Source organism: Novosphingobium resinovorum (genome assembly GCF_036352595.1).
Classification (GTDB): Bacteria; Pseudomonadota; Alphaproteobacteria; order Sphingomonadales; family Sphingomonadaceae; genus Novosphingobium; species Novosphingobium resinovorum_B.
The window spans coordinates 26,653-52,005 of sequence record NZ_JAZFAX010000009.1; the positions used below are offsets into that span (position 1 = coordinate 26,653).

Sequence of the window (25,353 nt, forward strand, 5' to 3'; positions counted from 1 at the left end):
AATCGCAACACCATGCCACAGAGGCAGGCAGCCGTCCAGACACGGCACCGGCGCTCCGTGCCGCGAAAGTGCGACCGACTGCCGCGTGGGGGTCGCTCGGGTACGTCTAGGTGCCGTTGGGTGCCGCGTAGGAATCCGTCGCGCGGACCAGTCGGTCGAGAATACCCGGCTCCGAAAAGGCGTGGCCGGCGCCCTCGATCAGGTGGAAATCGGCCTCGGGCCACGCCTTGTGCAGCGCCCAAGCATAGCGCACCGGGCAAGGCATGTCGTAGCGGCCATGGACGATGGTGGCGGGAATTTCCCGCAACTTGCCGGCATCGCGCAGCAACTGGCCGGGCTCCAGCCAGCAGTCGTTGACGAAATAATGCGTCTCCAGCCGCGCGAAAGCCAGGGCATAGGCGCCCTCGTCGTGCTGCGCGGACATCGCGGGATCGGGCAGCAGCGTGATCGTCTCGCCCTCGAACACGCTCCACGCCCGCGCCGCCGCGATCCGCTCCTCCTCCGGGCCCGTGGTCAGGCGGCGGTGGTAGGCGCGTAGCAGGTCGCCGCGCTCCGCCTCGGGGATCGGCGCGAGGAAGCGCTCGTACTTGTCCGGGAACAGTTCGGAGACGCCGAACTGGTAGAACCAGTCCAGTTCCGGCCGCGTGCACATGTAGATGCCGCGCAGCACCATCTCGCTGACCCGCCCCGGGTGCGTCTGGGCATAGGCCAGCGCCAGGGTCGATCCCCAGGAACCGCCGAACATCAGCCACTTCTCCGCGCCGACGAGCGCCCGCAGGCGCTCGATATCGGCCACCAGATGCCAGGTCGTGTTCGCCTCGAGGGCGGCATGCGGCGTCGAGCGCCCGCAGCCGCGCTGGTCGAACAGCAGGACATCGTAGCGTTCGGGATCGAACAACCCGCGATGCGCCGGAGAAATCCCGCCGCCCGGCCCGCCATGCAGGAACACCGCCGGCTTCGCGCCCGGCGTGCCGCAGCGCTCGTAATAGACGTGATGGCCGTCACCGACATCGAGCATGCCGGTTTCATAGGGTTCGATCGAAGGATAGAGGGTGCGCAGCATGTCCCTCTTCTAGCCGGTTTCGCGGGGTCCGGGAAAGCCCCCGATCAGCCTTCCTCGTCCTTGCGCTCGGCAGGGAAGAAACGCTGGATCACGTCGCGGGCGAGGCGCGCCGGACGCTTGGTATCCGCATCGATACAGCACCAGCTGGAGCGCACTTCGGCGAGCACTTCCTCGCCGCGCCGGATCACCGTCTCGTAGAAGGCCCGCGCGCCCTGCACCTTTTCGAGGAGCACCGTGGCGATGACGTCGTCTTCGAGAAAGGCGGGCTTGCGGTAAGTGATCTCGTGCTTGATCGCGACCCACAAGTGCGAGGCCGCCGCCTCTGCCGGGGCCAGCGCGCGCCAGTGGTCCAGCACCGCCGCCTGCACCCATTTCAGGTAGCTGGCATTGTTGACGTGCCCCATGAAGTCGATGTCTTCGGGGTCTATGCCGATCGGGAAACGGTGGGGAATCGCCTGGTTCACGTATACGTCAATAGCACCAAGGCGAGGCGGGAGATAGCCGCTTCGAAGCGATTGGCCGCGATCTCCCGCCGATACCCGGCCTTACAGCTCCTCGGGCCAGTAGAGCCGCGTCGGGTTGGTCACCAGCAGCTTGTGCTGCAGCTCCGCCGTCGGCGCGATGCGCGGGATCATGTCGACGAGGTGGCCGTCGTCGGGGATCGCGTCCTGCATGTTGGGGTGCGGCCAGTCGGTGCCCCACAGCACGCGGTCCTGGTAGTCCGCCACCAGCGGCGCGACGGCATCGGCGAAGGCGTTCCACGGATCGTCGGTGGGATCGAGGCGGTCCGGGCAGGTGGCCTTGAACCAGATGTCCTCGCGGCTGTCGAGGAAGGCGCGGAAGGCCTTCATGTCGGCCCCGTCCGGCCCCTGCGTCACGTCGGGACGGCCCATGTGGTCGATCACCAGCGGCACGGGAATCGCGTCCATGAACGGACGCAGTTCCTCGAGGATATCGGCCTCGAAGTAGATCACGACATGCCAGCCGGCGGGCAGGCGCCTCGCCACGTCGAGGAACTTGTCCTTGGGCGCATCATCGACGAGGCGCTTGAGGAAATTGAAGCGGATACCGCGCATCCCGCCTTCGTGAAGCGCCGCCAGATCGGCCTCGGAAATCGCCGGATCGACCACCGCGACACCCCGCGCCCTGCCTTGCGACTTCGCGATGGCATCAAGCGTCGCGGCGTTGTCGGTCCCGTGGCAGCTCGCCTGCACGATCACGTTGCGCGCGAAGCCCAGGTGGTCGCGCAGCGCGAAGAGCTGGTCCGGGCCGGCATCCTCCGGCAGGTACTTGGCCTTGGCGCTGAACGGGAACCGCGCCATCGGCCCGAAGACGTGGCAATGCGCGTCGATGGCGCCTTCGGGCGGGGTGTAGAGCGGCTTCGAGGGCGCACCGTGCCAGGAAACGATACGGTCAGACATAGACAATTCCATCCATCAGCTTGCGCGCGGTGCGCAGCAGGGCCGCGCTGGTCACCGCACCGAGATCATCGGTTTCGAGCACGCAGGTCATCTCGCCGGTCGGATGCTCGACCGAGAGCGTCTTGCGAGGCCCTGCGGGGATATCGGCCACTTCGGCGGCGGGAGAGCCTTCGAGCAGGCATGCGGTCGCCACCGACACCGCGCCGAGCACGCCGATCGTGGCATGCGCGCGGTGCGGGATGAAGCTGCGCACGGTCACCGCGCCGCCGCTGCGGGGCGGAGCGACGAGCATCATCTTGGGCACTGATTTCTCGCGCACGTCGCCCAGGTTCATCCGCTCGCCCACGGCAAGGCGGATCGCCTCGATACGGGCCTTGAGTTGCGTGTCGGCATCGAGCGTCTCGCGGTCCTCGTAGCCGGTGACGCCCACGTCCTCGGCCTTGAACACCACGCAGGGCATGCCGTTGTCGATCAGGGTGACGCGCACGCCGTTCACCTCGTCCACCGCGTTGCCGGTGGGCAGCAGCGCCCCGCACGAAGAACCGGCGGTATCGCGGAACTCCAGCGGCACGGGCGCGTGAGTGCCCGGCACGCCGTCGATCGCGGCGCCGCCCTTGTACGTGACGACACCGCCCGGCGTCTGCACGGTGGCAACGGCGACCTGCCCGGTGTTCTCCATGAAGATCGCCACGCGCGTCTCGTCGCCGGTCGGCGCGACCAGCCCGCGCTCGATCGCGAAGGGCCCGATGCCGGCAAGGATGTTGCCGCAGTTCTGCGCGTCGGTGACGATCGCCTGGTCGACGAAGACCTGCAGGAACAGGTAATCGACGTCGATCCCCTCCCGCGCCGACTTGCCGACGACGGCGACCTTGCTGGTCAGCGGATCGGCCCCGCCCATGCCGTCGATCTGGTTGGGATCGGGCGAGCCCATCACGCCGAGCAGGAAGGCATCGCGCGCGGCCGTTTCGGCGGGCAGGTCGTCCTTCAGGAAGTAGCCGCCCTTGGACGTCCCGCCGCGCATCCACATGCACCTGGCGGAAACGTCCTCAGACATACTTCAGCCCTTCCTTCTCCAGGCGCTCGCGCATCTTGTACATGTCGAGACCCAGGATGCCATTGGCCAGCTTCTCGCGCTTTTCGCCCTCGTTGGCTTCGCGGGCCTGCGCGGCGGCCAGCACTTCGGCGGCCCTGGCGCGCGGGACCACCACCACGCCGTCGTCGTCGGCGACGATCACGTCGCCCGGCTGCACCGCCGCATTGGCGCAGACCACCGGCACGTTGACCGAACCCAGCGTGTTCTTGACCGTGCCCTGCGCATAGACCGCCTTGGACCAGACCGGGAAGTTCATCTCGGTCAGGTCGCGCACGTCGCGCACGCCCGCGTCGATGATGAGGCCGCGGCACCCGCGCGCCTGCGCGCTGGTGGCGAGCAGGTCGCCGAAGTAGCCGTCCTCGCACGGGCTGGTGGGGGCGAGGAGCAGCACGTCGCCGTCCTGCAATTGTTCGATGGCGACGTGGACCATCCAGTTGTCCCCCGGCGCCGCGCTGATCGTCACCGCCGAACCGGCGATGCGCGCGCCGCTGTAGATCGGGCGCATGTAGCTGGCGAGCAGGCCGGTGCGGCCCTGCGCCTCGTGGACGGTGGCGACGCCGCACCGGGCGAGGCCGTCGATCACGTCCTTGTCGGCGCGTTCGATGTTCTGGACGACGATACCACTCATGTCAGGCACTCCTTCTTTTGCGCCGAGATGGGCCCGGCCGCGCGCGGGGGGAAAGAGAACTTTGGCAAGTGCGATTGGATTTGGCTAAGAGTGCCGGCATGGATATCTGGAGCCTGAACCTGCGCCACCTGCATGCGGTGGAGCGAATTGCCCGACTCGGCACCGTCAACGCGGGGGCCAGTGCCGTCAATCTCAGCCAGCCCGCGATAACACAGGCGCTCGGAAGACTGGAAGCCTCGCTCGGCCTGCCGCTGTTCGAACGGCGTCATGACGGGATGATCCCGACGCATGCGGGAGAGATCCTGGCCGCGCGCATCGCCGCCGCGCTCGCGCATGTGCGCAGCCCGCATGTAACGATGTCGCGGATGCGCGCCATGCTTTCGGTGGCGGAGACGGGCAGCTATGCCGGGGCCAGCCAGTCGACCGGGCTGTCGGTGCCGTCCATCCACCGCGCCGTCGCCGACCTTTCGCTGGCCCTGCGGCGTTCGCTGGTGACACGGCGCGGCAAGATCGCGATCACCACCGAGGCGGGCAACCTGCTGGCGCGCGATTTCCGGCTGGCGCAAGTCGAACTGGAAGCCGGCCTGTCCGAGATCGAGGCACTGCGCGGCCACGAGACGCGGCGCATCGCGATCGGCGCCATGCCGCTGTCGCGCGCGCGCATCCTGCCCGCCGCCGTCGCCCGCTTCCTCGCGCGCCGCCCGCAGGTGCGTCTGACGATCGTGGAAGGATCGCGCGCCGAACTGGTCGAACCGCTGCGCGGCGGCGCGCTGGACGTGATGGTCGGCGCCTTGCGCGATCCGCTGATCGAGCCCGATCTCGTGCAGCACCCCCTGTTCGACGACGTGCCGGCGTTCTACGCAAGGCATGGGCATCCGCTGGCGGGCACCGCGCCCGCGCCGTCCGACATGGCGCGCTTCCCCTTCACCCTCGCCCCCAAAGGCACCCCCCTGCGCGAGAGTTTCGAGCGGTATTTCACCGATCTCGGCCTCGAACTTCCTGACGTGCCGGTCGAATCGGGCTCGGTCATGATGATCCGGCAAGTGCTGATGGGGACCGACTTCATCGCCGTGCTCTCACCCGACCAGGTCTCGGTCGAGATCGAGGCGGGCTGGCTGCGGCCGATCGCCCGGCTGCCCGATCGCTTCGCCCGTACAATCGGCATGACGACCCGCGCTTCCCTGCTCCCCACCGAGGTCCAGACGGAATTCTTCGACGATCTCGCCGCCGCGGCAAGGGAGTGCGGTGAGGGCCAGAATTAGCATGGTATTATAGTTCGGCGGCAGTTCCGATTTGCGGCGCGGGCCACATCCCGGCAGGCAACCGGCCATGAGAGGAACCATCGCCCTGATCGGCTTCGGCGAAGCCGGATCGACTTTCGCGCATGCCGGACAATGGGCATCGCGCGCCAGCGCCTTCGACGCCGCCCCCGCCCGCCGGGCCGCCATCGAGGAACTCGGCGTCGTGCCTTGCGAGAGCGCGGCGCAGGCGCTTTCCGGCGCCTCGCTGGTCCTCTCGCTCGTCACCGCCGACCAGGCACTCGCCGTCGCCCGCGAATGCGCCGGACTTATCGCGCCCGAGACGCTGTTCTGCGACATGAACTCAGTCGCCCCCGGCACCAAGCGCGAGGCCGCCCGCGCCTTCGCCGAGGCCGGCAGGCGCTATGTCGATGTCGCCGTAATGGCCCCGGTCAATCCCGCGCGCATGGCGGTGCCGCTCAACATTTCGGGCCCCGACGCCGCCGAGGCCGAAGCCCTGCTGCGCGAAGCTGGCTTCGCCAGAACGCGCGTGGTCGGCGATGCGATCGGCCGGGCCTCGGCGATCAAGCTGGTGCGCTCGGTCATGGTCAAGGGGCTGGAGGCGCTCACCGCCGAGATGATCCTCGCCGCCGATGCCGAAGGCGTCACCGAAGACGTGCTCGCCTCGCTCGACGCCAGCGAGAAGACGGCCGGATGGACCGAGCGCGCCGACTACAACCTCGACCGCATGCTGGTCCACGGCCGCCGCCGCTCGGCCGAGATGGCCGAAGCCGCGCAGATGCTGCGCGACCTCGGCATCGCCCCGATGATGACCGACAACACCGTCGCCTGGCAGCAGGCGCTGGGTGAAATCGGCGCAAATCCGCCCCCCGAAGGCTTGCCGGCCAAGCTGGCAGCCATCGCCGCCGCCAAGGCGTTCAACGAACCTCACACCGGAGAGAACTGAGCCATGTCGCTCGTCATCGACTGCCACGGTCACTACACCGTCCTGCCCAAGGCGCACGACGCCTGGCGCGAAGCCCAGATCGCCGCCTTCAAGGCCGGCGAGCCGATTCCCGCCTATCCCGAGATCTCCGACGCCGAAATCCGCGAGACGATCGAGCAGAACCAGCTCAAGCTCATCCAGGAACGCGGCGCCGACCTGACGATCTTCTCCCCCCGCGCCTCGGCCATGGCGCACCACGTCGGTGACCAGGCGATCTCGCAGGAGTGGGCATACCACTGCAACAACCTGATCGCCCGCGTGGTCGGGCTGTTCCCCGAGACGTTCGTGGGCGTCTGCATGCTCCCCCAGTCGCCCAAGGCGGACCTCACCGCGTCGATCAGGGAACTGCGCCGCTGCGTCGAGGAACTCGGCTTCATCGGCTGCAACCTCAACCCCGATCCGGGCGGCGGCCACTTCGAGCACCCGCCGCTGACCGACGAATACTGGTTCCCGATCTACGAGGTCATGTCGGAACTGGACGTGCCGGCGATGATCCACGTCTCAGGTTCGTGCAACCCGGCAATGCATGCCACCGGCGGCTTCTACCTCGCGGCCGATACCGTGGCGTTCATGCAGCTGATGCAGGGCGACCTCTTCGCCAAGTTCCCGAATCTGCGCTTCATCATCCCGCACGGCGGCGGCGCGGTGCCGTACCACTGGGGCCGCTACCGGGGCCTTGCCGACATGCTCAAGAAGCCCAGCCTCGACGAGTACATCATGAAGAACGTGTTCTTCGACACCTGCGTCTACCACCAGCCGGGCATCAACCTGCTGGCCGACGTGATCGAGAACAAGAACATCCTGTTCGGCTCCGAGATGGTCGGCGCGGTGCGCGGGATCGACCCGCAGACCGGGCATTACTTCGACGACACCAAGCGCTATATCGATGCGCTGGACATCCCGGACGCGGAGCGCCACGCGATCTTCGAGGGCAACACCCGCAAGGTCTTCCCGCGCCTCGACGCCCAGCTGAAGGAGCGCGGGCTGTGAGCACGCCTAAGGACATCCACGAGTACCTTGCCGAGTTCGACGACATTCCCGGCACGCGCGTCTACACCGCCGCGCGGGCACGCAAGGGCTACCACCTCAACCAGTTCGCGATGAGCCTGATGAAGGCCGAGAACCGCGAGCGCTGGAAGGCGGACGAGCGCGCCTATATCGACGAATGGCCGATCACCGAGGACCAGAGGCAGGCGGTGCTCGACCGCGACTACAATCGCCTGCTCGACCTCGGCGGCAACATCTACTTCCTCGCCAAGGTCTTCTCGACCGACGGCCTGAGCTTCCTTCAGGCCGTCTCGACGATGACCGGCATGTCGGTGGAGGACTATCAGGCGATGATGATCGCCGGGGGCCGCTCGCCGGAAGGCCAGCGCTCGATCAAGGAGCACCGCTAAGATGGCGCGCATTACCCATGGCATCGCCTGCAGCCACATTCCCGCGCTCGGCGTCGCATCGGACTTCGACAAGTGGGAAGACCCGTACTGGAAGCCGATCGAGGAAGGCTTCGCCCCCACGCAGCAGTGGGAAGCGGAGAACATGCCCGACGTCGTGATCCTAGTCTACAACGACCACGCCTCGGCATTCGACATGAAGATCATCCCGACGTTCGCGATCGGCTGCGGCGAAAGCTACAAGCCCGCCGACGAAGGCTGGGGTCCGCGCGCCGTACCTGACGTCGAGGGCCACCCGGACCTCGCCTGGCACATCGCCCAGAGCCTGATCCTCGACGAATTCGACATGACCATCATCAACGAGATGGACGTCGACCACGGGCTGACCGTCCCGCTCTCGATGATGTTCGGCAAGCCCGACAAGTGGCCGTGCAGGATCATCCCGCTGGCCGTCAACGTCGTCACTTATCCGCCGCCCTCGGGCAACCGCTGCTGGCTGCTGGGCGAGGCGATCGCGCGCGCGGTGGCCTCCTATGGCGAGGATCTCAACGTGCAGGTCTGGGGCACCGGCGGCATGAGCCACCAGCTTCAGGGACCGCGCGCCGGCCTCATCAATGCCGAGTGGGACAACGGCTTCATGGACAGGCTCTCGGGCACGACCCAGGAGCTGCGCCGCGTGCCGCACATCGAATACCTGCGCGAGACCGGCTCGGAAGGCATCGAGATGGTCATGTGGCTCATCATGCGCGGTGCGCTGGGCCGCGAGACGAAGGAGCTGCGCCGCTTCTACCACGTCCCCGCCAGCAACACGGCGGTGGGCCACATCATCCTCGAGCCGGTAGACGGCACGGTGCCCCCCAGCCCCACGCTGGAAGGCGCCAACCCCGCCGCCCAGGCTCTGATCGACTGAAGCATTTTCAAGTCAGGTGGCATCACCTGGCGGCTCGGAAAATGCGATAAACTGAAGACTCCAAGGAGAATTCCATGCGTATTGCCCTCGTGGGCGCGGGTGCTTTCGGTGAAAAGCACCTCGACGGCCTCAAGAACATCGACGGTGTCGAGATCGCCTCGGTCATCAGCCGTTCGGCCGAGCAGGCCGCCGAAGTCGCCGCCAAATACGGCGCGCCGCATTCCGGCACCGAATTGTCCGAAGCGCTGGCCCTGCCCGACGTCGATGCGGTGATCCTGTGCACCCCCACCCAGATGCACGCCGAGCAGGCCATCGCCTGCATGGACGCGGGCAAGCACGTCCAGGTGGAGATCCCGCTGTCGGACAGCTGGGCCGATGCCGAGGCGGTCGTCGCCAAGCAGCAGGAAACCGGACTCGTCTGCATGGTCGGCCACACCCGCCGCTTCAATCCCTCGCACCAGTACGTCCATGACAAGATCGTCGCGGGCGAACTGGCGCTGCAGCAACTGGACGTGCAGACCTACTTCTTCCGCCGCAAGAACATCAATGCCAAGGGCCAGCCGCGTTCCTGGACCGACCATCTGCTGTGGCACCACGCCGCGCACACGATCGACCTGTTCGCCTACCAGTCGGGCAAGATCGTCGCCGCCAACGTGCTGCAGGGGCCCAAGCACCCGGAACTGGGCATCGCCATGGACATGTCGATCCAGCTCAAGGCGGAAACCGGCGCGATCTGCACGCTTTCGCTGTCGTTCAACAACGATGGGCCGCTCGGCACCTTCTTCCGCTACATCGGCGACAACGGCACTTACATCGCCCGCTACGACGACCTCGTGAACGGCAAGGAAGAGCCGATCGACCTCACCGGCGTCACCGTCTCCAACAACGGCATCGAACTGCAGGACCGCGAATTCGTCGCCGCGATCCGCGAAGGGCGCGAGCCGAACTCCTCGATCGGCAAGGTGCTCGACTGCTACCGCGTGATCGGCGAACTGGCCGCCAGCCTCGAAGCGCAGGACGGCTGGTCCTGAGCTGAAGCCTCTCCATCTGCGGGGCCTCCTACCGACCCGCAGATGGGTGTTACTCGGCAGATCGCCAGCCGGCCATGAACGCCCGGCGCACGCTGACGATATCGATCTCCTGCCCGCGCGGCATGCCGATGTCCCGCGCGGCGGCGCCCGGGCCGTGCGATCGCACTTCCGAAAAGCGCGAATCCTGCGGGCGGAACACGTCCGTCACCGTCCCGTCGCGCGCGGTTCCGTTCATCGTCGTCCAGTGCTCGGGATGGATGTGGCGGTCCATGAAGCAGTCGATGAACGCCACCTGCCCCACCGCCGCCGGATCGGCATAGCGCCCGTCGGCGAACTTCGTGGTCGGATGCCAGGGCCGCGCCAGCGCTACCGCACCGTCAGGCACCCCCTCCTCGCGCGTCAGGCGCGATCGGTAGAACACGATCCCGTAAGGCTGCGACAGCGGCGTCGAGGGCGCGGCGACGAAGGACTGGAACTCACCCGCCGCATAAGGCGCGGCGCGGCGGCGAGAGCGGATCTCGCTGTTCTCGATCAACAGCTGGCCATTGCCGAAAATGAAATCCACGTTCCCCGAAATCAGGCTGGAGCGCACGATCGCACGGCCGCCGTTGGCGAACACCGTGTCCTGGTAGCCGAGCAGCCGGGTCTGGTCGAGCAGCACCCGGTCGCTGTGAATGTCGAGCAGCAGCGCCGCAGCCTGCGGATTGCCGATCTTGGCCGGATCGCCATCGGCCAGCCGGTCGTTGGCGAGATAGTCGAAGGTGTTCTCAACGGTCAGCCCGGTGACGGTCACGTCGGTGGCATCGATGGTGAGCGTCGCCGACCCCGGCGTCCCCCAGCCGGCGCGGTGATAGGCCTTGGCGGTCTGCGCCACGGCGCCGAAGCGGATGCGCGTGCGCGCCGCGCCGCCGCCGATCAGGCGCACGCGGCTGCGCGTGACGGTAGGCTTCTCGAAGTAGTCCCCCGGCGCGATGCGGATGGTGATCCAGCGATCGGACGTGTCACGCGCCGCCGCCTCCAGCGCGCGCGATACGGATGTGAAGCAAGGCGCCGCGCCTTGCCCGCAGGAGGCGCCGACAGCATATTCGACCGGCGCCTGGGCCGCGACCGCAGCAGGCGAAAGAAGAGCGGCGGCAAGCGTCAGGCCGCCGGGAAGATACCGGTTCATTTCGGAGAATCCTTGCTGGCAGGCAGGCTGCTCAGGAACGTGTCGATCTGCTCCGCGACTTGCGGCAGCCATGGCTCGAACAGCCAGAAGTCGTGCGGCGCATTGGTGAAGGCGAACGTGCGATGGGGCACGCCATGGCGTTCCAGCGCCGCGACGACCTTGTCCCGGCCCTCGGTGAAGCGCGCGATGCCGCTGCTGACGATGAGCGTCGGCGGCATCCCTGCCCCGACATGGCTGGCCGCGCTCGCCTCGCGCCACCGCGCGGCGGCATGCTCGTAGGAGCCGCCCAGCCAGGTGCCTGCGGGAGAGGCGTCACCGGCGGCATTCTCGAACGCGAGCGCCTGCGCAGTGGTGAAGTCCAGCACCCCGTCGAGATCGACCAGCGCATTCGCGCGCCGCTCCCGCCCGGCGCCGAACAGGCCCGAGGGACCGGCATAGGCCAGCAGCGACGCCATCTGCCCGCCGGACGATGCCCCGCCCACCGCGATACGCCCGGGATCGAGGCCGAACTCCGCCGCATGCGCGCGCGCCCAGGCGAGAGCGTCGCCGATGTCGATCATCCCGGCCGGATAGCGCGCCTCGGGCGAGAGGCGGAATTCGGGGAGGAACACGGTGTAGCCGCGCTGCGCCAGCAGGTTCGCCAGGGCATAGAAATGGGACTTGTTCCCCGCCCGCCACGCCCCGCCATGGACGAGCACCACGCCCTGCCGCTTCGCCCCGCCCGCGACACCCGGCGCCGGGCGGAACACGTCGAGGTGCAGGTCGCGGCTGCCGGTGTTCTTGTAAGGACGGTCGAACAGCACCGACTGCCCCCCGGACCATGTGACGGCGGGCCAGGCGATGCCTTGGTACCTGTCGCGATACCCTTCGAAACGCTGGCCGATCGTATAGCTGTCATCGACCTCGCGCGCGGGCGATGAGACGGGGACGATTGCTGCGGCCGCCGCCAGCAGCCATGCCGTCATGCTCGGTCTGGGCAATCCGCTCGACTCCCTGATGCGAAAAAAGAAGGCCGCCGCCGGAGGGGTTGGCGGCGGCCCCGTAAGGTTATCAGAACTGGTAGCGGGCTCCCAGGAACCACTGCGCACCGGTCTTCGAGTATTCGCGCACGAGGTACTGCGTGCCGTCGCCGGTACCGTAGATGCGCTCCTTCTCGTTGGTGATGTTGATGCCCTGGATGTTGATGCTGATCCGCTTGGTGATGTTGTAGTAGGCGGACAGGTCCACCTGTGTCGGGCCGTATTTGCGCTCCTGGACGTGGCCATTGCCGCCCGGTTCGCTCAGCAGATAATCGTCGCGCTTGTTGATCGACAGGCGCAGGCCAAGGTCACCGGTGTCATAATAGGCCGTGAAATTGTACGAATTGGGCGACAGTCCCGTGGAATCGCGCGCCGAGACATGCGTATAGTTGGACGCGATGCCGAAGTACGAAAGCGCGCCGGGCAGGAACGTGAAGGGCACGTTCAGCGTCGCTTCCAGGCCCTTCACGCTGTTGCCGTTGGACGAGTTGACGGTGCTGTAGAACGTGTACTGCGTCGTCGCCGGATCGGCCTGGTACGAGGCGTCGTAGCGCGGGTCGGCGTAGATCGCCGCCCAGTATTCCTGCGGCACCGACTGCTGCACCACCGAGGTCGTCAGCGAGCTGATGATGTTCTTCTTGAACACGCCCACCGCGAACAGGCCGCCCTTGCTGAAGTACCACTCGAAACCGAGGTCGAAGTCGTTCGAGAGGTAGGGCTTGAGCGCCGGATTGCCGAGGTTGCTGACGGTGCGCGTCGTGTATTCGAACACCGGCGCCGCGATGTTGAGCGAGGCGAGGCCCGGCCGCGTCATCGAACGGGCATAGGCGAAGCGCGCGACGAGGTCGGGCGTGATGTTGAGCGCGGCGTTGAACGAAGGCAGGAAGTTGTCGTAATGACGTTTTACTTCGACCGGCGACCCGGAGATCACCGCGCGCGATTCCACGTCGGTGCGCACCCAGCGCGCGCCGCCGTCGAGCCGCAGCGTCATCGCGCCGATGTCGATCTCGCCCGAGACTTCGCCGTAGCCGCCGGTGGTCTTCTCGACCACTTCCCAGCCTGCCGCGACGTTGGTGGTGTAGTTCGAGGAGATCAGGCCCGAATTGGCGATCGCGTCGAAATCGATGACCGCGAACGTCGGCAACCCGCCCGAAACCACGCCGCTGCCGAAGTGGCTGTACGGGAAGCTGGTCAGGTAATCCTGCGGCGCGAAGCTGGGCAGGTCGCCCTGCGCTTCGGAATAGCCGACGAGGCGGCGGTTGTAGGCGAAGCCCGCCTGCGCGGTGAAACGGCCCTTGGTGAAGGTGGCGTTGGTCTTGGCCGTGAAGTTGTCCTTCACGACGTTGTTCAGCCGGTTCGCGGGCGTGGTGGCGCTGATGAAGTTTGCGGGATCGTTCGGATCGTAGTCACCGTAATCGACGGTGGCGACGTCCTTGCTGCCCGAATAGTCGTAGGCATAGTAATGCGGCACCGAACGGGCATAGAAGCGCAGTTCCGTGCGATCCGCAGTATCGCGCGCCTTGCCGATCATGCCGTCGATCTTGAGATCGTTCGACACTTCGTAATCGCCAGAGAATACGAACTGGCGGAACTTCGAGGTCGAGGTCTGGTGGCGGCTTTCGTACCACGAGGTCACGTCGTCGAACGCGGCGGCGACGAGCTGCTTGCCGTCGGGCGCGACGGTGAACGACAGCGGCGTCTGGCCGACGAAGTTGCCCGCATCGCCATGCGTCAGCAGCCACTCCATCGAGTTGTAGCTGTAGCGGTCGTTGTCGAGCTGCGAATAGAGCGCGTCGAAGCTGAGCGTCAGCCCGTCGATTGGCCGGGCCTGGATCGAGCCGGTCAGGCCGAGGCGCTTCTGGTCGTTGCCGAAGAAGTCGGCGCGCGGCAGGCGCGGTGCCCACAGGCAGTCCAGGCTGTCGGCGGCGCCGCAGTTCTCGGGCGTGCCGGTGACGGTCGGATCGGTGTCGGCCCAGCTGTCACCGTTGACGTAAGGCGAGGTCCAGCGCACGCTGGAGAAGCCTTCCTGATAGACCGTCCGCTTGGAATATGCGGCCGAGAGCAGGAAGCCGATGCGATCGTCGGCAAACGTGTCCGAGATCATGAAGGTGGCGCGCGGATCGACCTTGCGGGTCATCGTGTTGTAGCCGCCCTGCGCCGATCCGACGACGTGGAAGCCCTTGAAATCGAAAGGCTTGGCCGAATAGAGATCGACGGTGCCGGCGATGCCGCCCTCCTCGATCGAGGCGCGCTGGGTCTTCTGCACGTCGATGCGGTTGAACAGTTCGGACGCGAAGACGTGGAAGTCGAAGGCGCGGCCCGCGTTGATGGTGAAGCCGCCGGAATCGAGGCCGTCGCTGCTGGCGGGCACTTCCATGCCGTTCAGCGTGGTGCGGGTGAAATCGGGCGAGAAGCCGCGCAGGGTGATGTTGCGCCCTTCGCCCCCTTCGCGCGAGATGGCGACGCCGGGCAGGCGCTGGATCGATTCCGACAGGTTGAGATCGGGCATCTTGGCCATGTCCTCGGCCATGATGCTTTCGGTGAGGTTGATCGCGCGGCGCTTCACGTCCTGCGCCTTGGCAAGGCTGCCGCGAAAGCCGGTGACGAGGATCTCGGAGCCGGCCTCCGGCTCGTCGGGCGTGGCGACCTCGGCATCGGCGGCGGCCGATGCCGCCTGCGCCGCCGCGACACCCTGCACGGCCGGCGACGCGGTGAGGCTGGTCAGCGTCATGGTGCGGGCCGGCGCCGCAGACCTGGCGACGACGGCGTAGGAACCCGCGCCGGTGCGCTTGGCGACGAGGCCGGTGCCGGCCAGCAGCCGCGCCAGCGCCTCATCCACGCTCATTTCCCCGCGCACGGCGTTCGTGCGCACCGCATGCGTCAGGCGCCGGGCGGCGATGATCTGGATGTCGCCCTGTCGGCCAAGCTGGCTGATGGCGGTTTCGGCCATCTGCGGCTCTATTGCGAACTGCCGCGTCTGCGCCGCCGCCTGTACCGGCGATGCGATCATGCAAACCAATGCCGAAGACGTGAACAACGCGCCCCGCAGAGTGGAAATATTCATTGTCCCTCCCATTTTCCCGATCCTTCAGACTATTTTTATGTCTGTATTTTCCAAGAGACCCGCCCCCGGGAATTCCTTCCAAATTTTTTCGCTAACCTTGCATTTTTATGTCTAGTGCAGGCGGATGATGGCCGGATTGCTGGTATCCAGCGCTACGCCCAGGCTTGTTTTCACCGCTTCCGCGAAACCTTCCGGATCGTTGACGCGGAACAGGCCGTCGAACTCCTCACGCGCGATGCGCGGGTCGGCGATGATGATCTGCCGCTGGTTGTAGCGGTTGAACTCGTCCGCCGCGTCGTAGAGCGTGCGTCCGTTGAGGTCGATCATGCCGCCCCGCCATGCCAGCGCGCGATCGACCGAGGAGGACATGCCGGTCTCGTAATCGATCACCGCATGGGCACTGAGCATCGCGCGGTCGCCCGCTTCCAGCCGCATGCGCAGGCCCGCGTCGCCGTCGGCCCAGGTTTCCACCACGCCTTCGGTGACGAGCACTTCCACGCCCGTCTCGCGCCGCCGCACCGAGAACGCGGTACCGACCGCGCGGACCCGCACCTTGCCCGCCGCGACGACGAAGGGGCGCTTCGCGTCCTTGGCTACCTCGAACCAAGCCTCGCCCTGGGTCAGTTCGACCTCACGCGCCTGATCGGCCATCGAAACGGTCAGTTCACTGCCCGAATTCATCGTCATCACCGACCCGTCCGAGAGCGGCAGGCGGCGGATCTCGCCCAATCTGGTGGCATAGGCCGAGGCGTTCCGGTTCCAGCGCACGCCCACGAAGGCCAGCGCGGCCGACGCGGCGATCCCGGCGAGAACCCCGCGCCGCCCCCAGCCGGAAGACGCCGCCGTTTCGACCTGCTCCTCCGCCTCGACCGGCGGCTGCACCTCTGCGGCAGCGGGCGTCAGCGCGAGCCACTGCGCCTGCATCTGCAACAGCAGGCCCTGGCGCAGCGGGTCTTCGTCCAGCCAGGACTGGAGCGCGGCTTCGTCCGCCGCGCTCCAGTCCTCCGCATCCATCCGGGCGACGAACCGGGCAGCGGCATCGCGCACGGGATCGGCCGACACGCTCACCATGAGCGGGCCTCCTTGCGTTCGGTGCCGAGCATGCGGTGCTCGCTGAGCGCCTCCGCCTGCGTCCACGCCTCGCGGATCGCGCGCACGCCGGTCCAGACCTGCTTTTCCACCGCCTTCTCGGTCATGCCCAGATGCGCGGCGATCTCCTTCTGGGACCAGCCCTCGATCTTGCGCAGTTCGACGACGCGGCGGCATCGTTCCGGCAGGCGGCCGATGATCTCGAGCACCCGCTCGTAGCTCATGCGGCTGGCCGTCTGGTCCTCCGGCGAGGGGGTGTCCTCGTCTCGCCAGGTCTCGATTTCGCTCACCGCTTCCAGCACCACCACCTGCTGACGCTTCAGCCGGCGCAGCAACAGGTTGCGCGCGGTCGAGAACATGTAGGCGAGCGGCCGGTCGATGTGATCGACCGAGGGCAGCATGGCGATCCGGCAGTAGGCTTCCTGCATCACCTCGTCGATATCCTCAGGCGAGAGGCGCGAACGGGCCAGCCAGCGACGGACCCGCGCCTCATGGGGCACGATCTCACGCGCGACCCAGACCGCGATCCGGCGCCGCCGCGCAAGCTGGTTGCTTGCCTCCCCTGCTCCTGCCTCTCCTGGCGTGACGCCCTCCATCGCCGAGATTGAATTCCCGTTCTCCTGCCCATGAGACACGGGGCCGGATTTTCCTTCCGGCAAACGACAATTTTTTCCGGGGCTCCGCCCCCGCGTTTCCAGCCCCCGCTAACTCACGCCGTAGACGAATCTCGTCGCATGGCGTTTCAATGGGTTGAAACAGTTATGATACCGGTGTCATAAGGCAAGCACGAATTATGGCAGAGGACATGCGGCAGGCGGGATTGCGTCGCCGCCGCAAGGGAGAGAAAATCCAGGTGTCGCACTCTTTCCGGCGTTTCATCACTCATCGAACCTGCTCGCGCCTCGCGCTGGCGCTGGCCTGTCTCACCCCCGTCACCGCGCAGGCGCAAGGCGAGGACGGGCTGCTCTTCCATGCTCCGCTGGACGAAGGCTTCGACGCGACCGTCTCCGGCGGCGCGGCGGTGCCCAACTTCAAGAGCGACGTCGACCTCGTGCCCGACGGCGCCGCTGGCAAGGCCGGGCGCTGGGCCGACGGCGGTTACGTGGCGTGGGAAGCGCCCGGCAATATCTACGCCCAGCGCGGCACCCTCTCGTTCTTCTGGCGCAGCCATACGCCGGTGGGCGAAGCGCCTTTCGTCATCTTCCGCGCCAGCGCCGGCGATCATTCGAGCTGGGACATGGCGTTCCTGCGGATCGACTGGAACGGCCACGGCTTCGACGCCTTCGTGACCGACGCCAACCTCTTGCGCGTGCGGGTCAGCTGGACAATCCCGACCCCGCCGCGCCCCGAAGACTGGCACCATATCGCCTTCGCCTGGGACGAGACGCAGGGCGTGCGCCTGTTCTGGGACGGCCGGCAGGTCGCCGCCAAAGTGCAGGCGGCGGACCTCGACATGGCGCTCGACCAGTTCGGGCTGGCCGGGCGCGTGATCGCCCCGCATCAGGTCCAGAGCCGCTACAACTTCATGCGCGGCTCCGATCTCGACGATATCCGCGTCTACGACCACATGCTCGGCGAGGCGCAAGTCTCGGGGCTCGCGGCGCGCCAGCAGGGTGTCAGCGCGACACCGGCTCCGGCGCCGGCAGACTTGCGCAAGGCCTGGCTGCACCGTTTCGGCTGGGACACGCAGAGCCCGCCCGCGCTCGATGCCCCGGTCACGGTGGTGAAGAAAGTCGAGTTCGCCGACGCCAGGGATCTGAAGGAATGGATGTGGAAAGGCATCGACGGCATCGCCGAGACGACCTGGCCCGGCGTCTACAACCGATCGCGCCTGCCGGGGCGTGACGACTATTTCGAACTGCCCGACTGGAACGTCTACGTCGAGGGCGGCAAGACCTACACCCTGACGCTGCCGCAGGACGCATCGTTCAACCGCGTGGAAATCCGCGGCGCCGCCTACGGTGCCCTCGAATGGTCGCCGGACGGCACCTCGTCGTGGCGCAAGCTGGCGGCGCGGCCGCAGGGCGTGGTGCGCTCGCTCACCGACACGCCGACGCGGACCGGCGGCACCTTGCGCTTCACCAATGTCATGCAGGAACAGCCGATCCAGGAGATCTGGGCCTACGACATCCACGCCGGCGACGTGCCCAGGGGCACGTTCCAGCTCAGCTATACCGTGCGCGCCGACGCCGCGCCGGACCTTGGCGCGCTGGAAAGGCTCAACGCCCTGATCGCCGGCCGCTACCCCGCCGACGAGCGCGCCACCGTGGTCGCCCTGCCGACCAGCGGGGTCAAGGCGGCGGTCGGCGCCGGCAGCGCGGGCACCTCGGCGAGCGGCGCCCAGCGCCGTGCCGGCGACCTGCCGCTGGTCCACGTCCTGATCCCCTCGAACTTCGGCGATGCCCCGGCCGGACGACCGCTGGCGCGCGCCTGGAACTACGGCTGGGAGAACGTCCACGACGGGCTCGACGGTCTGGCGATCGATCTGCCCGCGATCGACGCGAAGCCCGATGCCAGGGGGCTGATCCCGCTCGATATCCGGGTCAAGGATCCGATCTGGCCCGATCGCGACATGATCGACGTGCAGGTCTCGGTCCGTCCCGACCAGCCGCGCACGCTGTGGCTGGACTTGCGCGACCGCATCCTGACCGCCGACAGCCTCTACCTCACGGTCGCCTCGGCTGCCCCCGATTTCGGCGCGAAGTCGCTGGACGGGATGACCGTGCGCCTGGTCTTCAAGGACCGCGATCAGGCCAGGGTGGAGCATGTCGCCGACCGCTTCAACCAGGTGAAGGACAACTGGGCCTTTCTGGTCGAGGAACACACCGCGTCCAAGCGCGCGGGGCTCTACCGCCGCCTCTACGCCGACATCACCGATCTGCTGCACGTCGATCCGGACAATCTGGAAGCCCGCCGCTACTGGGCCGACATCGGCTATTCGCAGGACCAGCTGCCGCCCTTCGTCCAGCCCGAGGCGCCTGCGGGCGTGCCGCTCTGGGCGTTCCGGCAGCTGGAGGATCTCAAGCTCACCCGCCAGTTCGTCAACTGGTGGATCGATCACCGGCAAGTGCCCTACGGCGATTTCGGCGGCGGCATTTCCGACGATACCGACCTGACGCAGCAATGGCCGGGCCTTGCGCTGATGGGCGTCGATCCGGACAAGATCAACGCCTCGCTGCGTGCGCTGTCCGACGCGGTCTATAAAAACGGCATGATCGTCAATGGTTTGAGCTACATCAGCACCGACGAGCTGCATGTCTACGAGGAAGGCATCAATTCCGACGCCGAGCGGCTCTACCTCAACTGGGGCGAGCCCAAGGCGATCGAGCGGATGATGGCCACCGTCAAGGCACTGGGCCAGGTGATCCGCGTCAATCCCGCCGGGCACATGCATATTTCGTCAAGCTGGTACGGCGCCCGCAAGATCTACCGCGACGAGCCCTGGGCATGGCAGAAACCCTATGGTTTCGTCATCATGCACACGCCCGTCCTGCTGGGCGTCTACAACGCCGACCCGACCGCGCGCGGCCTCGTCACCGGGCTGATCGACGGGCTGCTGGCCCACGGAAAGCAGGGCGCCGACGGGCTCTGGAGCTTCCCCAACGACATCGGTTTCGACCACGACACCGAGCGCGCAGGCGACGGCGGCGGGGCCTCCCTGCCCATGCAATCGGCCTGGGCGGCATGGCGATTTACCGGCGATGACAAATACTTGCGCCCGATCCTGGGGCGCACCGGAAAAGCCAATTTCGGCGCGCTCACCGAGATCAACGAAAACGCCATCACCGTGCTGGGCAAGCGCGACGCATGGCGCGAGGCGATCCTGAAAAGCGCCGAAGCCGGCAACGATTTCGCCCGTTTCGAAGCCTGGAACACAACGGCACACAAAGGGTACCTGGAAGCACTCAACGCCGCCGGCATCGCCGACAAGGCGCAGCACATGTACATGTACACCGAGGGCCACTGGTGGAGCGACCGGGTCGACGCGCCCAACGAGTTCCTCCAGCGCGAACGCCTCGGCGGCATCGCCCTCAAGCGCAACCAGACCTATCCCGGCAACGCGGTGAGCTGGACCTTCGCCGACCCCGAGGCGGCGGTGAAAGTGGCGATCCTGGTGCGCGACGCGACGCCCGAGCAGTTCACCGTGATCGCCTGCAACACCAGCCCCGCCGAGCAGCGCGCCGACATGGGCACCTGGAACGTGACCGCCGGGACATGGGAGATGACGCAAGGCATCGCTGCCGACGGCGGCGGGGAGGCGAGCGGTCCCGTCGCCCGCCGCACCGTGGAACTGGAGCGCGGGGGTTCGCTGCCGGTGGCTTTCGCGCCGGGCACGACCAGCGTGATGACCTTCCGCCTTGCGCAAAAGGCGGCGAGCCAGCCCGAGCATCGCCCCGACCTCGGCATCGGCGCCGACGACGTGGTGCGCAAGGGCGGCAGGCTTGCGGTCACCGTCCATAGCCTCGGCTCGGTCGCGGCGCCGGGCGGCACCGTGACGCTGGAGACCGCCGAGGGCAAGGTGCTGGCCTCCGCCGCCGTGCCGCCGCTCGCCGCTCCGACCGACCTCTCGCCCAAGATCGCGGCGGTCACGCTCGCGCTGCCCGGCGGCGGCAGCCCGACGGCGCTGCGCGTGCGCGTGCGCATGGCGGGCGGCGCGCCGGAAGTGACCCAGCGCAACAACGTGGTCGTGCTGGGCGAAGGACAGTGAAGGCGCTCCCGCTCCTCGCCGCCCTCGCCCTGCTTCCCGGCATGGCGCAGGCCCGGCAGATCGTCTGGACCTTCGACAACCTCGATCGCATCGGCACGCTGCGCCCGCAGGTTCTGGGCCATCCCAGGGTCGAGCAGACGCCGGTGGGCAAGGCCACGGTGTTCGACGGGGTGGACGATGCCGTCTACCTCGGCCGGCACCCCCTCGCCGGCGCGCGCGCCTTCACCATCGAGGCGCTGCTGCGGCCCGACGGCGGCGCCTTCGAACAGCGCTGGATGCACCTCGCCTCCGACGACCAGCCCGGCCAGCCGGCAGGACAGACACGCATGCTGTTCGAGATCCGGGTGGTCGGCGACGCGTGGTATCTCGACAGCTTCATCAAGGGCCCAGGCTATTCGCAAGTGCTGATCGATCCGGCCAGGCTGCACCCGATCGGCCGCTGGTATCACGTCGCCCAGACCTTCGACGGCACCACGTATCGCAGCTACGTCGACGGCGTGCTGGAAGGCGAGGCCAAAGTGACGGGCTTCACCCCGCAGGGTGCGGGCAACACGTCCATCGGCGTGCGCTACAACCGGGTGAACTTCTTCCACGGCGCGGTGCGCATGGCCCGCTTCACCGACCGCGCGCTCACGCCCGCACGCTTCCGGCTGCCGCGCGCGAAGCGGTAACCCCCACCTCGTCATTGCGCGCGAAGCGAAGCAACCCAGGGCAGCGTGGAACCGCCCTGGGTTGCTTCGCTTCGCTCGCAATGATGAAGGGTGGAAGCGATTTTCAGGCGCCGACGTGATTGCGCAGATAGCGGCCTGCAACGTCATGCTGACGCGCGCCCACCGCCTCGCCGATCAGCAGCAGGGTGGGATCGCCGTCGCTCACTGCCGCGACGAGGAACGGCAGCGCGCTGAGGCGCCCCCGGATCAGCCGCTCGCCCGGCAGCGAGACGTCGACCGCCACCATCACCGGCGTATCGGGATCGCGCCCCGCCGCGATCAGCCCGCGCGCGATCTCTCCCGCCGCCGCCCGGCCCATGTAGACGCCCAGCGTCCCGCCCGCCCGCGACAGGGCATCCCAGTCGAGATCGAGCGCCTCGCCCGCACGGAAATGCGCGGTCACCAGGGTAATCGATCGCGTCACCCCGCGCAGGGTCAGCGAGGCATTGGCGCTCGCCGCCGCCGCGCTGGCGGTGGTGACGCCGGGACACATTCGCACCGGCACGCCCGCCGCGGCAAGGTGGTCCATCTCCTCCGCCGAACGGCCGAACACCGAAGGATCGCCGCCCTTCAGGCGCACCACCCGCTTCCCCGCCAGTGCCGCCGCCAGCAGCAGGTCGTTGATCGAGCCTTGCGCCTTGCTGTGGCGGCCCGAACGCTTGCCGACCCCGACCAGCTCGGTCCAGGCCGGGATCAGGTCCAGCACGCCGGGCCCGACAAGCGCGTCGTAGAACACCACGTTGGCCGCCTGCAGCAGCCTTTCGGCCTTGCGCGTCAGCAGGTCCGGGTCGCCCGGCCCGGCACCGACCAGCCAGACTTCACCGGGAGCGATCAGTTCAGGCGTGCGATCATTCTGCGGCATCGAGAGCCTCCTCGTGAGTCCGGGTGAGTATCTGGGCGAGCGCGGGGCGGCACGACCCGCAATTGGTGCCCGCGCCCAGCGCCTTGCCGATGGCGGGCACGTCCACCAGCGCCTGTTCGCGGATGGCGGCGACGATCTGGTTGAGGCCGATGTCGAAGCAGACGCAGACGGTGGCGCCCTTGTCCGGCTGGCTGCCGGGGCCGCGCGCGGCGAGCACGGTGGCGCCCACGTCGCCCGCCGCGAGCTGCCCGATCAGCCAGTCGCGCGAGGGCAGCAGGCCGGTGCGGGTGACGAACAGCACGCCTGCCAGCCTGCCCTCGACGATCACGGCGATGCGGCGCGAGCCTCGGGTATGGTCGATGGCCTCGATGCGCTCGCCCTTGGGCAGGCAGGCTTCGATGCGCGCGGCATCGCCATTGCCCGCGATCTCGTAGAGCGCGCCGCCGGGCACCGCCACGCGCGTCGCCCACAGGCAGGGCACGCGGGCGGGTTCGTCACCGCGCAGGATGAGGAAGCCCTTCCATTCGGTCTCGACTTTGGCGAGCGCGGCGGGGGTGGACTTGAAACCGGGCTGGCCGGAGTGCGGATCGACCAGCGGGCGCGGCAGCAGGCCGGTGCGGCCGCCGGTGGAAATCTGGTCGGTCCAGTGGATCGGCGTGAAGATCTCGCCCGGACGCTGGCCGTCGCTGAGTTGCACGCGGAAGGTGCTGTTGCCCTGCGGGGTCGAGACGCGGGCGAGATCGCCGTCCTTCAGGTCCAGCGCGAGGGCGTCGGCAGGATGGACCTCGACCAGCGGCTCCTCGCGGTGGCGCGCCAGCTTGGGGGCGAGGCCGGTGCCCGTCATCGTGTGCCACTGGTCGCGGTAGCGCCCGGTGTTGAGCGTCAGCGGCCAGTCGGCGAGCGGGGCCTGCAGGTCCATCTGCCCCACCTTGACCATCCGCGCGCGTCCGCTCGGCGTCGGGAAGCGGCCATCTGCGAAGGGCGTGCCACCCCAGCGGAACGGCTCCATCGCGTCATAGGCAAGGTTGCCGATCGCGGCGTGGGCGGCGAGGTTCAGGACGCGCGCGCCATCATTCTGATAGGCGGTGAGGCGCGCATGTTCGCGCCAGATGTCGGCGGGCGTGTCATAGGCGAAGGCGCTCCCCCAGCCCATCCGGCGGCCCACTTCCTTGACGATCCACCAGTCCGGCTTGGCCTCTCCGGGCAGGTCCATGAACGGACGCTGGCGGCTGACGGTGCGCTCCGAATTGGTGACGGTGCCGTCCTTCTCGCCCCATGCGGCGGCGGGGAGGCGAACGTCGGCATAAGCGGTGGTGTCGGTGTTCGCGATGACGTCGGAGACGACGACGAAGGGGCATTTCTCCAGCGCCGCGCGCACGTTGCCCGCGTCGGGCAGCGAGACGGAGGGGTTGGTCGCCATGACCCACAGCGCCTTGATGCGCCCCTCGCCGATGGCGCGAAACAGGTCCACCGCCTTGAGACCCGGCTTCGTCGCCATCGTCGGTGCGGCCCAGAAGCGGCCGACGCGCGCGACGTTCTCGGCCGCGAAGTCCATGTGCGCGGCCAGCGTCGAGGCAAGCCCGCCGACCTCGCGCCCGCCCATCGCATTGGGCTGCCCGGTGATCGAGAACGGCGCCGCGCCCGGCTGGCCGATCCGCCCCGTCGCCAGATGAACGTTGATGATCGCGTTGACCTGATCGGTGCCGCGGATCGACTGGTTGATCCCCTGGCTGAACATCGTGACCGTGCGCGGGTTGGCGGCGAACATCTCGTAGAACCGCAGCAGCAGCGCGGGGTCGAGGTCGCAAGCCTTTGCCGTGCTCCACATGTCATGGCCGCTCGCAAGGTGCTCCCAGAAGCCTTCGGGCACTTCGACATGGGCAGCCATGAACGCCTTGTCGACCATGCCCCGCTCGGCCAGCCATGCCAGCAGCCCGTTCATCAGCGCCACGTCGCTGCCGGGGCGCAGCGGCAGGTGGAGGTCGGCGCCTTCGCAGGTTTCGGTGCGGCGCGGGTCGATGACGATCAGCTTCGTGCCCCGCTCTGCACGCGCCGCCTGGATGCGCTGGTAGACAATCGGATGGCACCATGCCGTGTTCGAGCCGACCAGCACGACAAGGTCGGCCTTGTCGAGATCCTCGTAGCCGGCGGGTACCACGTCCTCGCCGAAAGCGCGGGTATGGCCGGCCACCGCGCTCGACATGCACAGGCGCGAATTGGTGTCGATGTTGGCTGAACCGATGAAGCCCTTCATCAGCTTGTTGGCGACGTAGTAGTCCTCGGTCAGCAGCTGGCCGGAGACATAGAACGCCACACTGTCCGGGCCATGACGTGCGATGGTGTCGCGAAAGCGCTTGGCGACGAGGTCCAGCGCCTTGTCCCAGCGTACGCGCTTGTCGCCGATCATCGGGTGGAGCAGGCGGCCGGTCAGCCCGACCGTCTCGCCCAGATGCGTACCCTTGGAGCAGAGGCGCCCCGCATTCGCCGGGTGTGCCTCGTCCCCCCGGATCGTCACCTCGCGCGCACCCGTGGGGGTGGCCGAGATGCCGCAGCCGACGCCGCAATAGGCACAGGCCGTGCGGACCGCCTCGCGCATCAGGCCGCGTCCCTCATCACTTCGGGGCTCTGGGCTTCGGGTCGGGCCAGCAGGATGCGACCGTTCTCCTCACGCACGGCAATGGTCGGGGTGCAGCCGCTGTCCGCCCCTTGCGCCTCGCCGCTCGCCAGCGCGATGTTCCAGTTGTGCAGCGGACAGGCGACCGAATGGCCATGTACGATGCCCTGGCTGAGCGGCCCCTTCTTGTGCGGGCATTCGTTGACGAGCGCGAAGACCTTGTCGTCGCCGGTGCGGAAGACGGCGATCTCCGGCTCCCCCTCGAACCGCACGGTGCGCGCGCCGCGCTGGGGGATGTCGCTCAGGGTTCCGATATCGATCCAGTCGGTCATGGG

General features: G+C 67.8%; 21 protein-coding genes. 8 read left to right on the plus strand and 13 right to left on the minus strand.

The genetic code is table 11. The annotated features are described in order from the left end of the window. Positions 1–106: 106 nt before the first annotated feature. The 5 genes from pip to ligK all read right to left on the minus strand — a co-directional run bounded on the left by pip (position 107) and on the right by ligK (position 4,205). Positions 107–1,063, minus strand: coding sequence for a prolyl aminopeptidase (gene pip, locus V2S85_RS10785; RefSeq protein ID WP_330702864.1), 957 nt, complete (start codon positions 1,061–1,063; stop codon positions 107–109). Between the two features lie 44 nt (positions 1,064–1,107). Then, positions 1,108–1,527: a thioesterase family protein gene (locus V2S85_RS10790; RefSeq protein ID WP_330702865.1), complete on the minus strand. Its 420-nt coding sequence runs from the start codon at positions 1,525–1,527 to the stop codon at positions 1,108–1,110. Positions 1,528–1,608: 81 nt separating this feature from the next. Beyond that, positions 1,609–2,484 carry an amidohydrolase family protein gene (locus V2S85_RS10795; protein WP_419198189.1) on the minus strand — a complete coding sequence of 292 codons (876 nt, stop codon included), beginning with the start codon at positions 2,482–2,484 and terminating at the stop codon, positions 1,609–1,611. After that, positions 2,477–3,538: a 4-oxalomesaconate tautomerase gene (locus V2S85_RS10800; RefSeq protein WP_330702867.1), complete on the minus strand. Its 1,062-nt coding sequence runs from the start codon at positions 3,536–3,538 to the stop codon at positions 2,477–2,479. The genes V2S85_RS10795 and V2S85_RS10800 overlap by 8 nt, the downstream gene beginning before the upstream one ends. Then, positions 3,531–4,205, minus strand: a complete 675-nt coding sequence (ligK, locus tag V2S85_RS10805; protein ID WP_330702868.1) for a 4-carboxy-4-hydroxy-2-oxoadipate aldolase/oxaloacetate decarboxylase — start codon at positions 4,203–4,205, stop codon at positions 3,531–3,533. Before ligK ends, V2S85_RS10800 begins: the two co-directional genes overlap by 8 nt. Positions 4,206–4,303: 98 nt before the next feature. Here ligK and V2S85_RS10810 point away from each other — a divergent pair, with 98 nt between their 5' ends. From V2S85_RS10810 to V2S85_RS10835, 6 genes are all read left to right on the plus strand, one after another. Then, positions 4,304–5,467, plus strand: a complete 1,164-nt coding sequence (locus tag V2S85_RS10810) for a LysR substrate-binding domain-containing protein (RefSeq protein WP_330702869.1) — start codon at positions 4,304–4,306, stop codon at positions 5,465–5,467. A 67-nt stretch (positions 5,468–5,534) separates the two neighbouring features. Further along, a complete protein-coding gene (locus V2S85_RS10815; protein WP_330702870.1) occupies positions 5,535–6,410 on the plus strand; it encodes an NAD(P)-dependent oxidoreductase in 876 nt (291 codons plus the stop codon). 3 nt (positions 6,411–6,413) lie between these two features. Beyond that, positions 6,414–7,439 carry an amidohydrolase family protein gene (locus V2S85_RS10820; protein WP_330702871.1) on the plus strand — a complete coding sequence of 342 codons (1,026 nt, stop codon included), beginning with the start codon at positions 6,414–6,416 and terminating at the stop codon, positions 7,437–7,439. Then, positions 7,436–7,846: a protocatechuate 4,5-dioxygenase subunit alpha gene (gene ligA / locus V2S85_RS10825; protein ID WP_330702872.1), complete on the plus strand. Its 411-nt coding sequence runs from the start codon at positions 7,436–7,438 to the stop codon at positions 7,844–7,846. The genes V2S85_RS10820 and ligA overlap by 4 nt, the downstream gene beginning before the upstream one ends. A gap of 1 nt (position 7,847) precedes the next feature. After that, positions 7,848–8,753, plus strand: a complete 906-nt coding sequence (locus V2S85_RS10830; RefSeq protein ID WP_330702873.1) for a class III extradiol dioxygenase subunit beta — start codon at positions 7,848–7,850, stop codon at positions 8,751–8,753. 74 nt (positions 8,754–8,827) lie between these two features. Then, the gene (locus V2S85_RS10835; RefSeq protein ID WP_330702874.1) at positions 8,828–9,784 is read left to right on the plus strand and encodes a Gfo/Idh/MocA family oxidoreductase; all 957 of its coding nucleotides are present in this window, start codon (positions 8,828–8,830) and stop codon (positions 9,782–9,784) included. Positions 9,785–9,833: 49 nt separating this feature from the next. Here V2S85_RS10835 and V2S85_RS10840 read toward each other — a convergent pair whose 3' ends face one another. From V2S85_RS10840 to V2S85_RS10860, 5 genes are all read right to left on the minus strand, one after another. Further along, the gene (locus tag V2S85_RS10840) at positions 9,834–10,952 is read right to left on the minus strand and encodes a pectinesterase family protein (RefSeq protein ID WP_330702875.1); all 1,119 of its coding nucleotides are present in this window, start codon (positions 10,950–10,952) and stop codon (positions 9,834–9,836) included. Continuing rightward, a complete protein-coding gene (locus tag V2S85_RS10845) occupies positions 10,949–11,932 on the minus strand; it encodes an alpha/beta hydrolase (protein ID WP_330702876.1) in 984 nt (327 codons plus the stop codon). Before V2S85_RS10845 ends, V2S85_RS10840 begins: the two co-directional genes overlap by 4 nt. 70 nt (positions 11,933–12,002) lie before the next feature. After that, positions 12,003–15,035 (minus strand): TonB-dependent receptor, encoded by a 3,033-nt coding sequence (locus V2S85_RS10850; protein ID WP_330702877.1) that lies wholly within the window; start codon positions 15,033–15,035, stop codon positions 12,003–12,005. A gap of 111 nt (positions 15,036–15,146) precedes the next feature. Continuing rightward, complete coding sequence (locus V2S85_RS10855) at positions 15,147–16,106, minus strand: FecR family protein (protein WP_330702878.1); 960 nt, start codon at positions 16,104–16,106, stop codon at positions 15,147–15,149. Beyond that, on the minus strand, positions 16,100–16,759 hold the full coding sequence (locus V2S85_RS10860) for a sigma-70 family RNA polymerase sigma factor (RefSeq protein WP_330702879.1): 660 nt from the start codon (positions 16,757–16,759) through the stop codon (positions 16,100–16,102). Before V2S85_RS10860 ends, V2S85_RS10855 begins: the two co-directional genes overlap by 7 nt. Before the next feature lie 218 nt (positions 16,760–16,977). Between V2S85_RS10860 and V2S85_RS10865 the strand changes: the two genes are divergently transcribed. Beyond that, entirely contained in the window at positions 16,978–20,832 is a 3,855-nt protein-coding gene (locus V2S85_RS10865) for a LamG-like jellyroll fold domain-containing protein (RefSeq protein ID WP_330702880.1), read from the plus strand. Beyond that, positions 20,829–21,503, plus strand: coding sequence for a LamG domain-containing protein (locus tag V2S85_RS10870; RefSeq protein WP_330702881.1), 675 nt, complete (start codon positions 20,829–20,831; stop codon positions 21,501–21,503). The genes V2S85_RS10865 and V2S85_RS10870 overlap by 4 nt, the downstream gene beginning before the upstream one ends. 103 nt (positions 21,504–21,606) lie before the next feature. On the opposite strand, the gene cobA is transcribed toward V2S85_RS10870, so the two are convergent. Genes cobA through nirD form a run of 3 tightly spaced genes read right to left on the minus strand, consistent with a single transcriptional unit; the run spans position 21,607 to position 25,350 of the window. After that, the gene (cobA, locus tag V2S85_RS10875; RefSeq protein WP_330702882.1) at positions 21,607–22,404 is read right to left on the minus strand and encodes a uroporphyrinogen-III C-methyltransferase; all 798 of its coding nucleotides are present in this window, start codon (positions 22,402–22,404) and stop codon (positions 21,607–21,609) included. After that, a complete protein-coding gene (locus tag V2S85_RS10880; protein ID WP_330702883.1) occupies positions 22,391–25,000 on the minus strand; it encodes a molybdopterin-dependent oxidoreductase in 2,610 nt (869 codons plus the stop codon). The genes cobA and V2S85_RS10880 overlap by 14 nt, the downstream gene beginning before the upstream one ends. Then, positions 25,000–25,350: a nitrite reductase small subunit NirD gene (gene nirD / locus V2S85_RS10885; protein WP_330702884.1), complete on the minus strand. Its 351-nt coding sequence runs from the start codon at positions 25,348–25,350 to the stop codon at positions 25,000–25,002. Before nirD ends, V2S85_RS10880 begins: the two co-directional genes overlap by 1 nt. Between the last annotated feature and the right edge of the window lie 3 nt (positions 25,351–25,353).

Coding starts and splice junctions, on each gene's coding strand:
- nirD (WP_330702884.1), bottom strand. CDS start 25,350: ATGACCGACTGGATCGATATCGGAACCCTGAGCGACATCCCCCAGCGC.
- V2S85_RS10795 (WP_419198189.1), bottom strand. CDS start 2,484: ATGTCTGACCGTATCGTTTCCTGGCACGGTGCGCCCTCGAAGCCGCTC.
- V2S85_RS10840 (WP_330702875.1), bottom strand. CDS start 10,952: ATGAACCGGTATCTTCCCGGCGGCCTGACGCTTGCCGCCGCTCTTCTT.
- ligK (WP_330702868.1), bottom strand. CDS start 4,205: ATGAGTGGTATCGTCGTCCAGAACATCGAACGCGCCGACAAGGACGTG.
- V2S85_RS10880 (WP_330702883.1), bottom strand. CDS start 25,000: ATGCGCGAGGCGGTCCGCACGGCCTGTGCCTATTGCGGCGTCGGCTGC.
- V2S85_RS10820 (WP_330702871.1), top strand. CDS start 6,414: ATGTCGCTCGTCATCGACTGCCACGGTCACTACACCGTCCTGCCCAAG.
- V2S85_RS10800 (WP_330702867.1), bottom strand. CDS start 3,538: ATGTCTGAGGACGTTTCCGCCAGGTGCATGTGGATGCGCGGCGGGACG.
- V2S85_RS10855 (WP_330702878.1), bottom strand. CDS start 16,106: ATGGTGAGCGTGTCGGCCGATCCCGTGCGCGATGCCGCTGCCCGGTTC.
- V2S85_RS10810 (WP_330702869.1), top strand. CDS start 4,304: ATGGATATCTGGAGCCTGAACCTGCGCCACCTGCATGCGGTGGAGCGA.
- cobA (WP_330702882.1), bottom strand. CDS start 22,404: ATGCCGCAGAATGATCGCACGCCTGAACTGATCGCTCCCGGTGAAGTC.
- V2S85_RS10830 (WP_330702873.1), top strand. CDS start 7,848: ATGGCGCGCATTACCCATGGCATCGCCTGCAGCCACATTCCCGCGCTC.
- V2S85_RS10835 (WP_330702874.1), top strand. CDS start 8,828: ATGCGTATTGCCCTCGTGGGCGCGGGTGCTTTCGGTGAAAAGCACCTC.
- V2S85_RS10850 (WP_330702877.1), bottom strand. CDS start 15,035: ATGAATATTTCCACTCTGCGGGGCGCGTTGTTCACGTCTTCGGCATTG.
- pip (WP_330702864.1), bottom strand. CDS start 1,063: ATGCTGCGCACCCTCTATCCTTCGATCGAACCCTATGAAACCGGCATG.
- V2S85_RS10815 (WP_330702870.1), top strand. CDS start 5,535: ATGAGAGGAACCATCGCCCTGATCGGCTTCGGCGAAGCCGGATCGACT.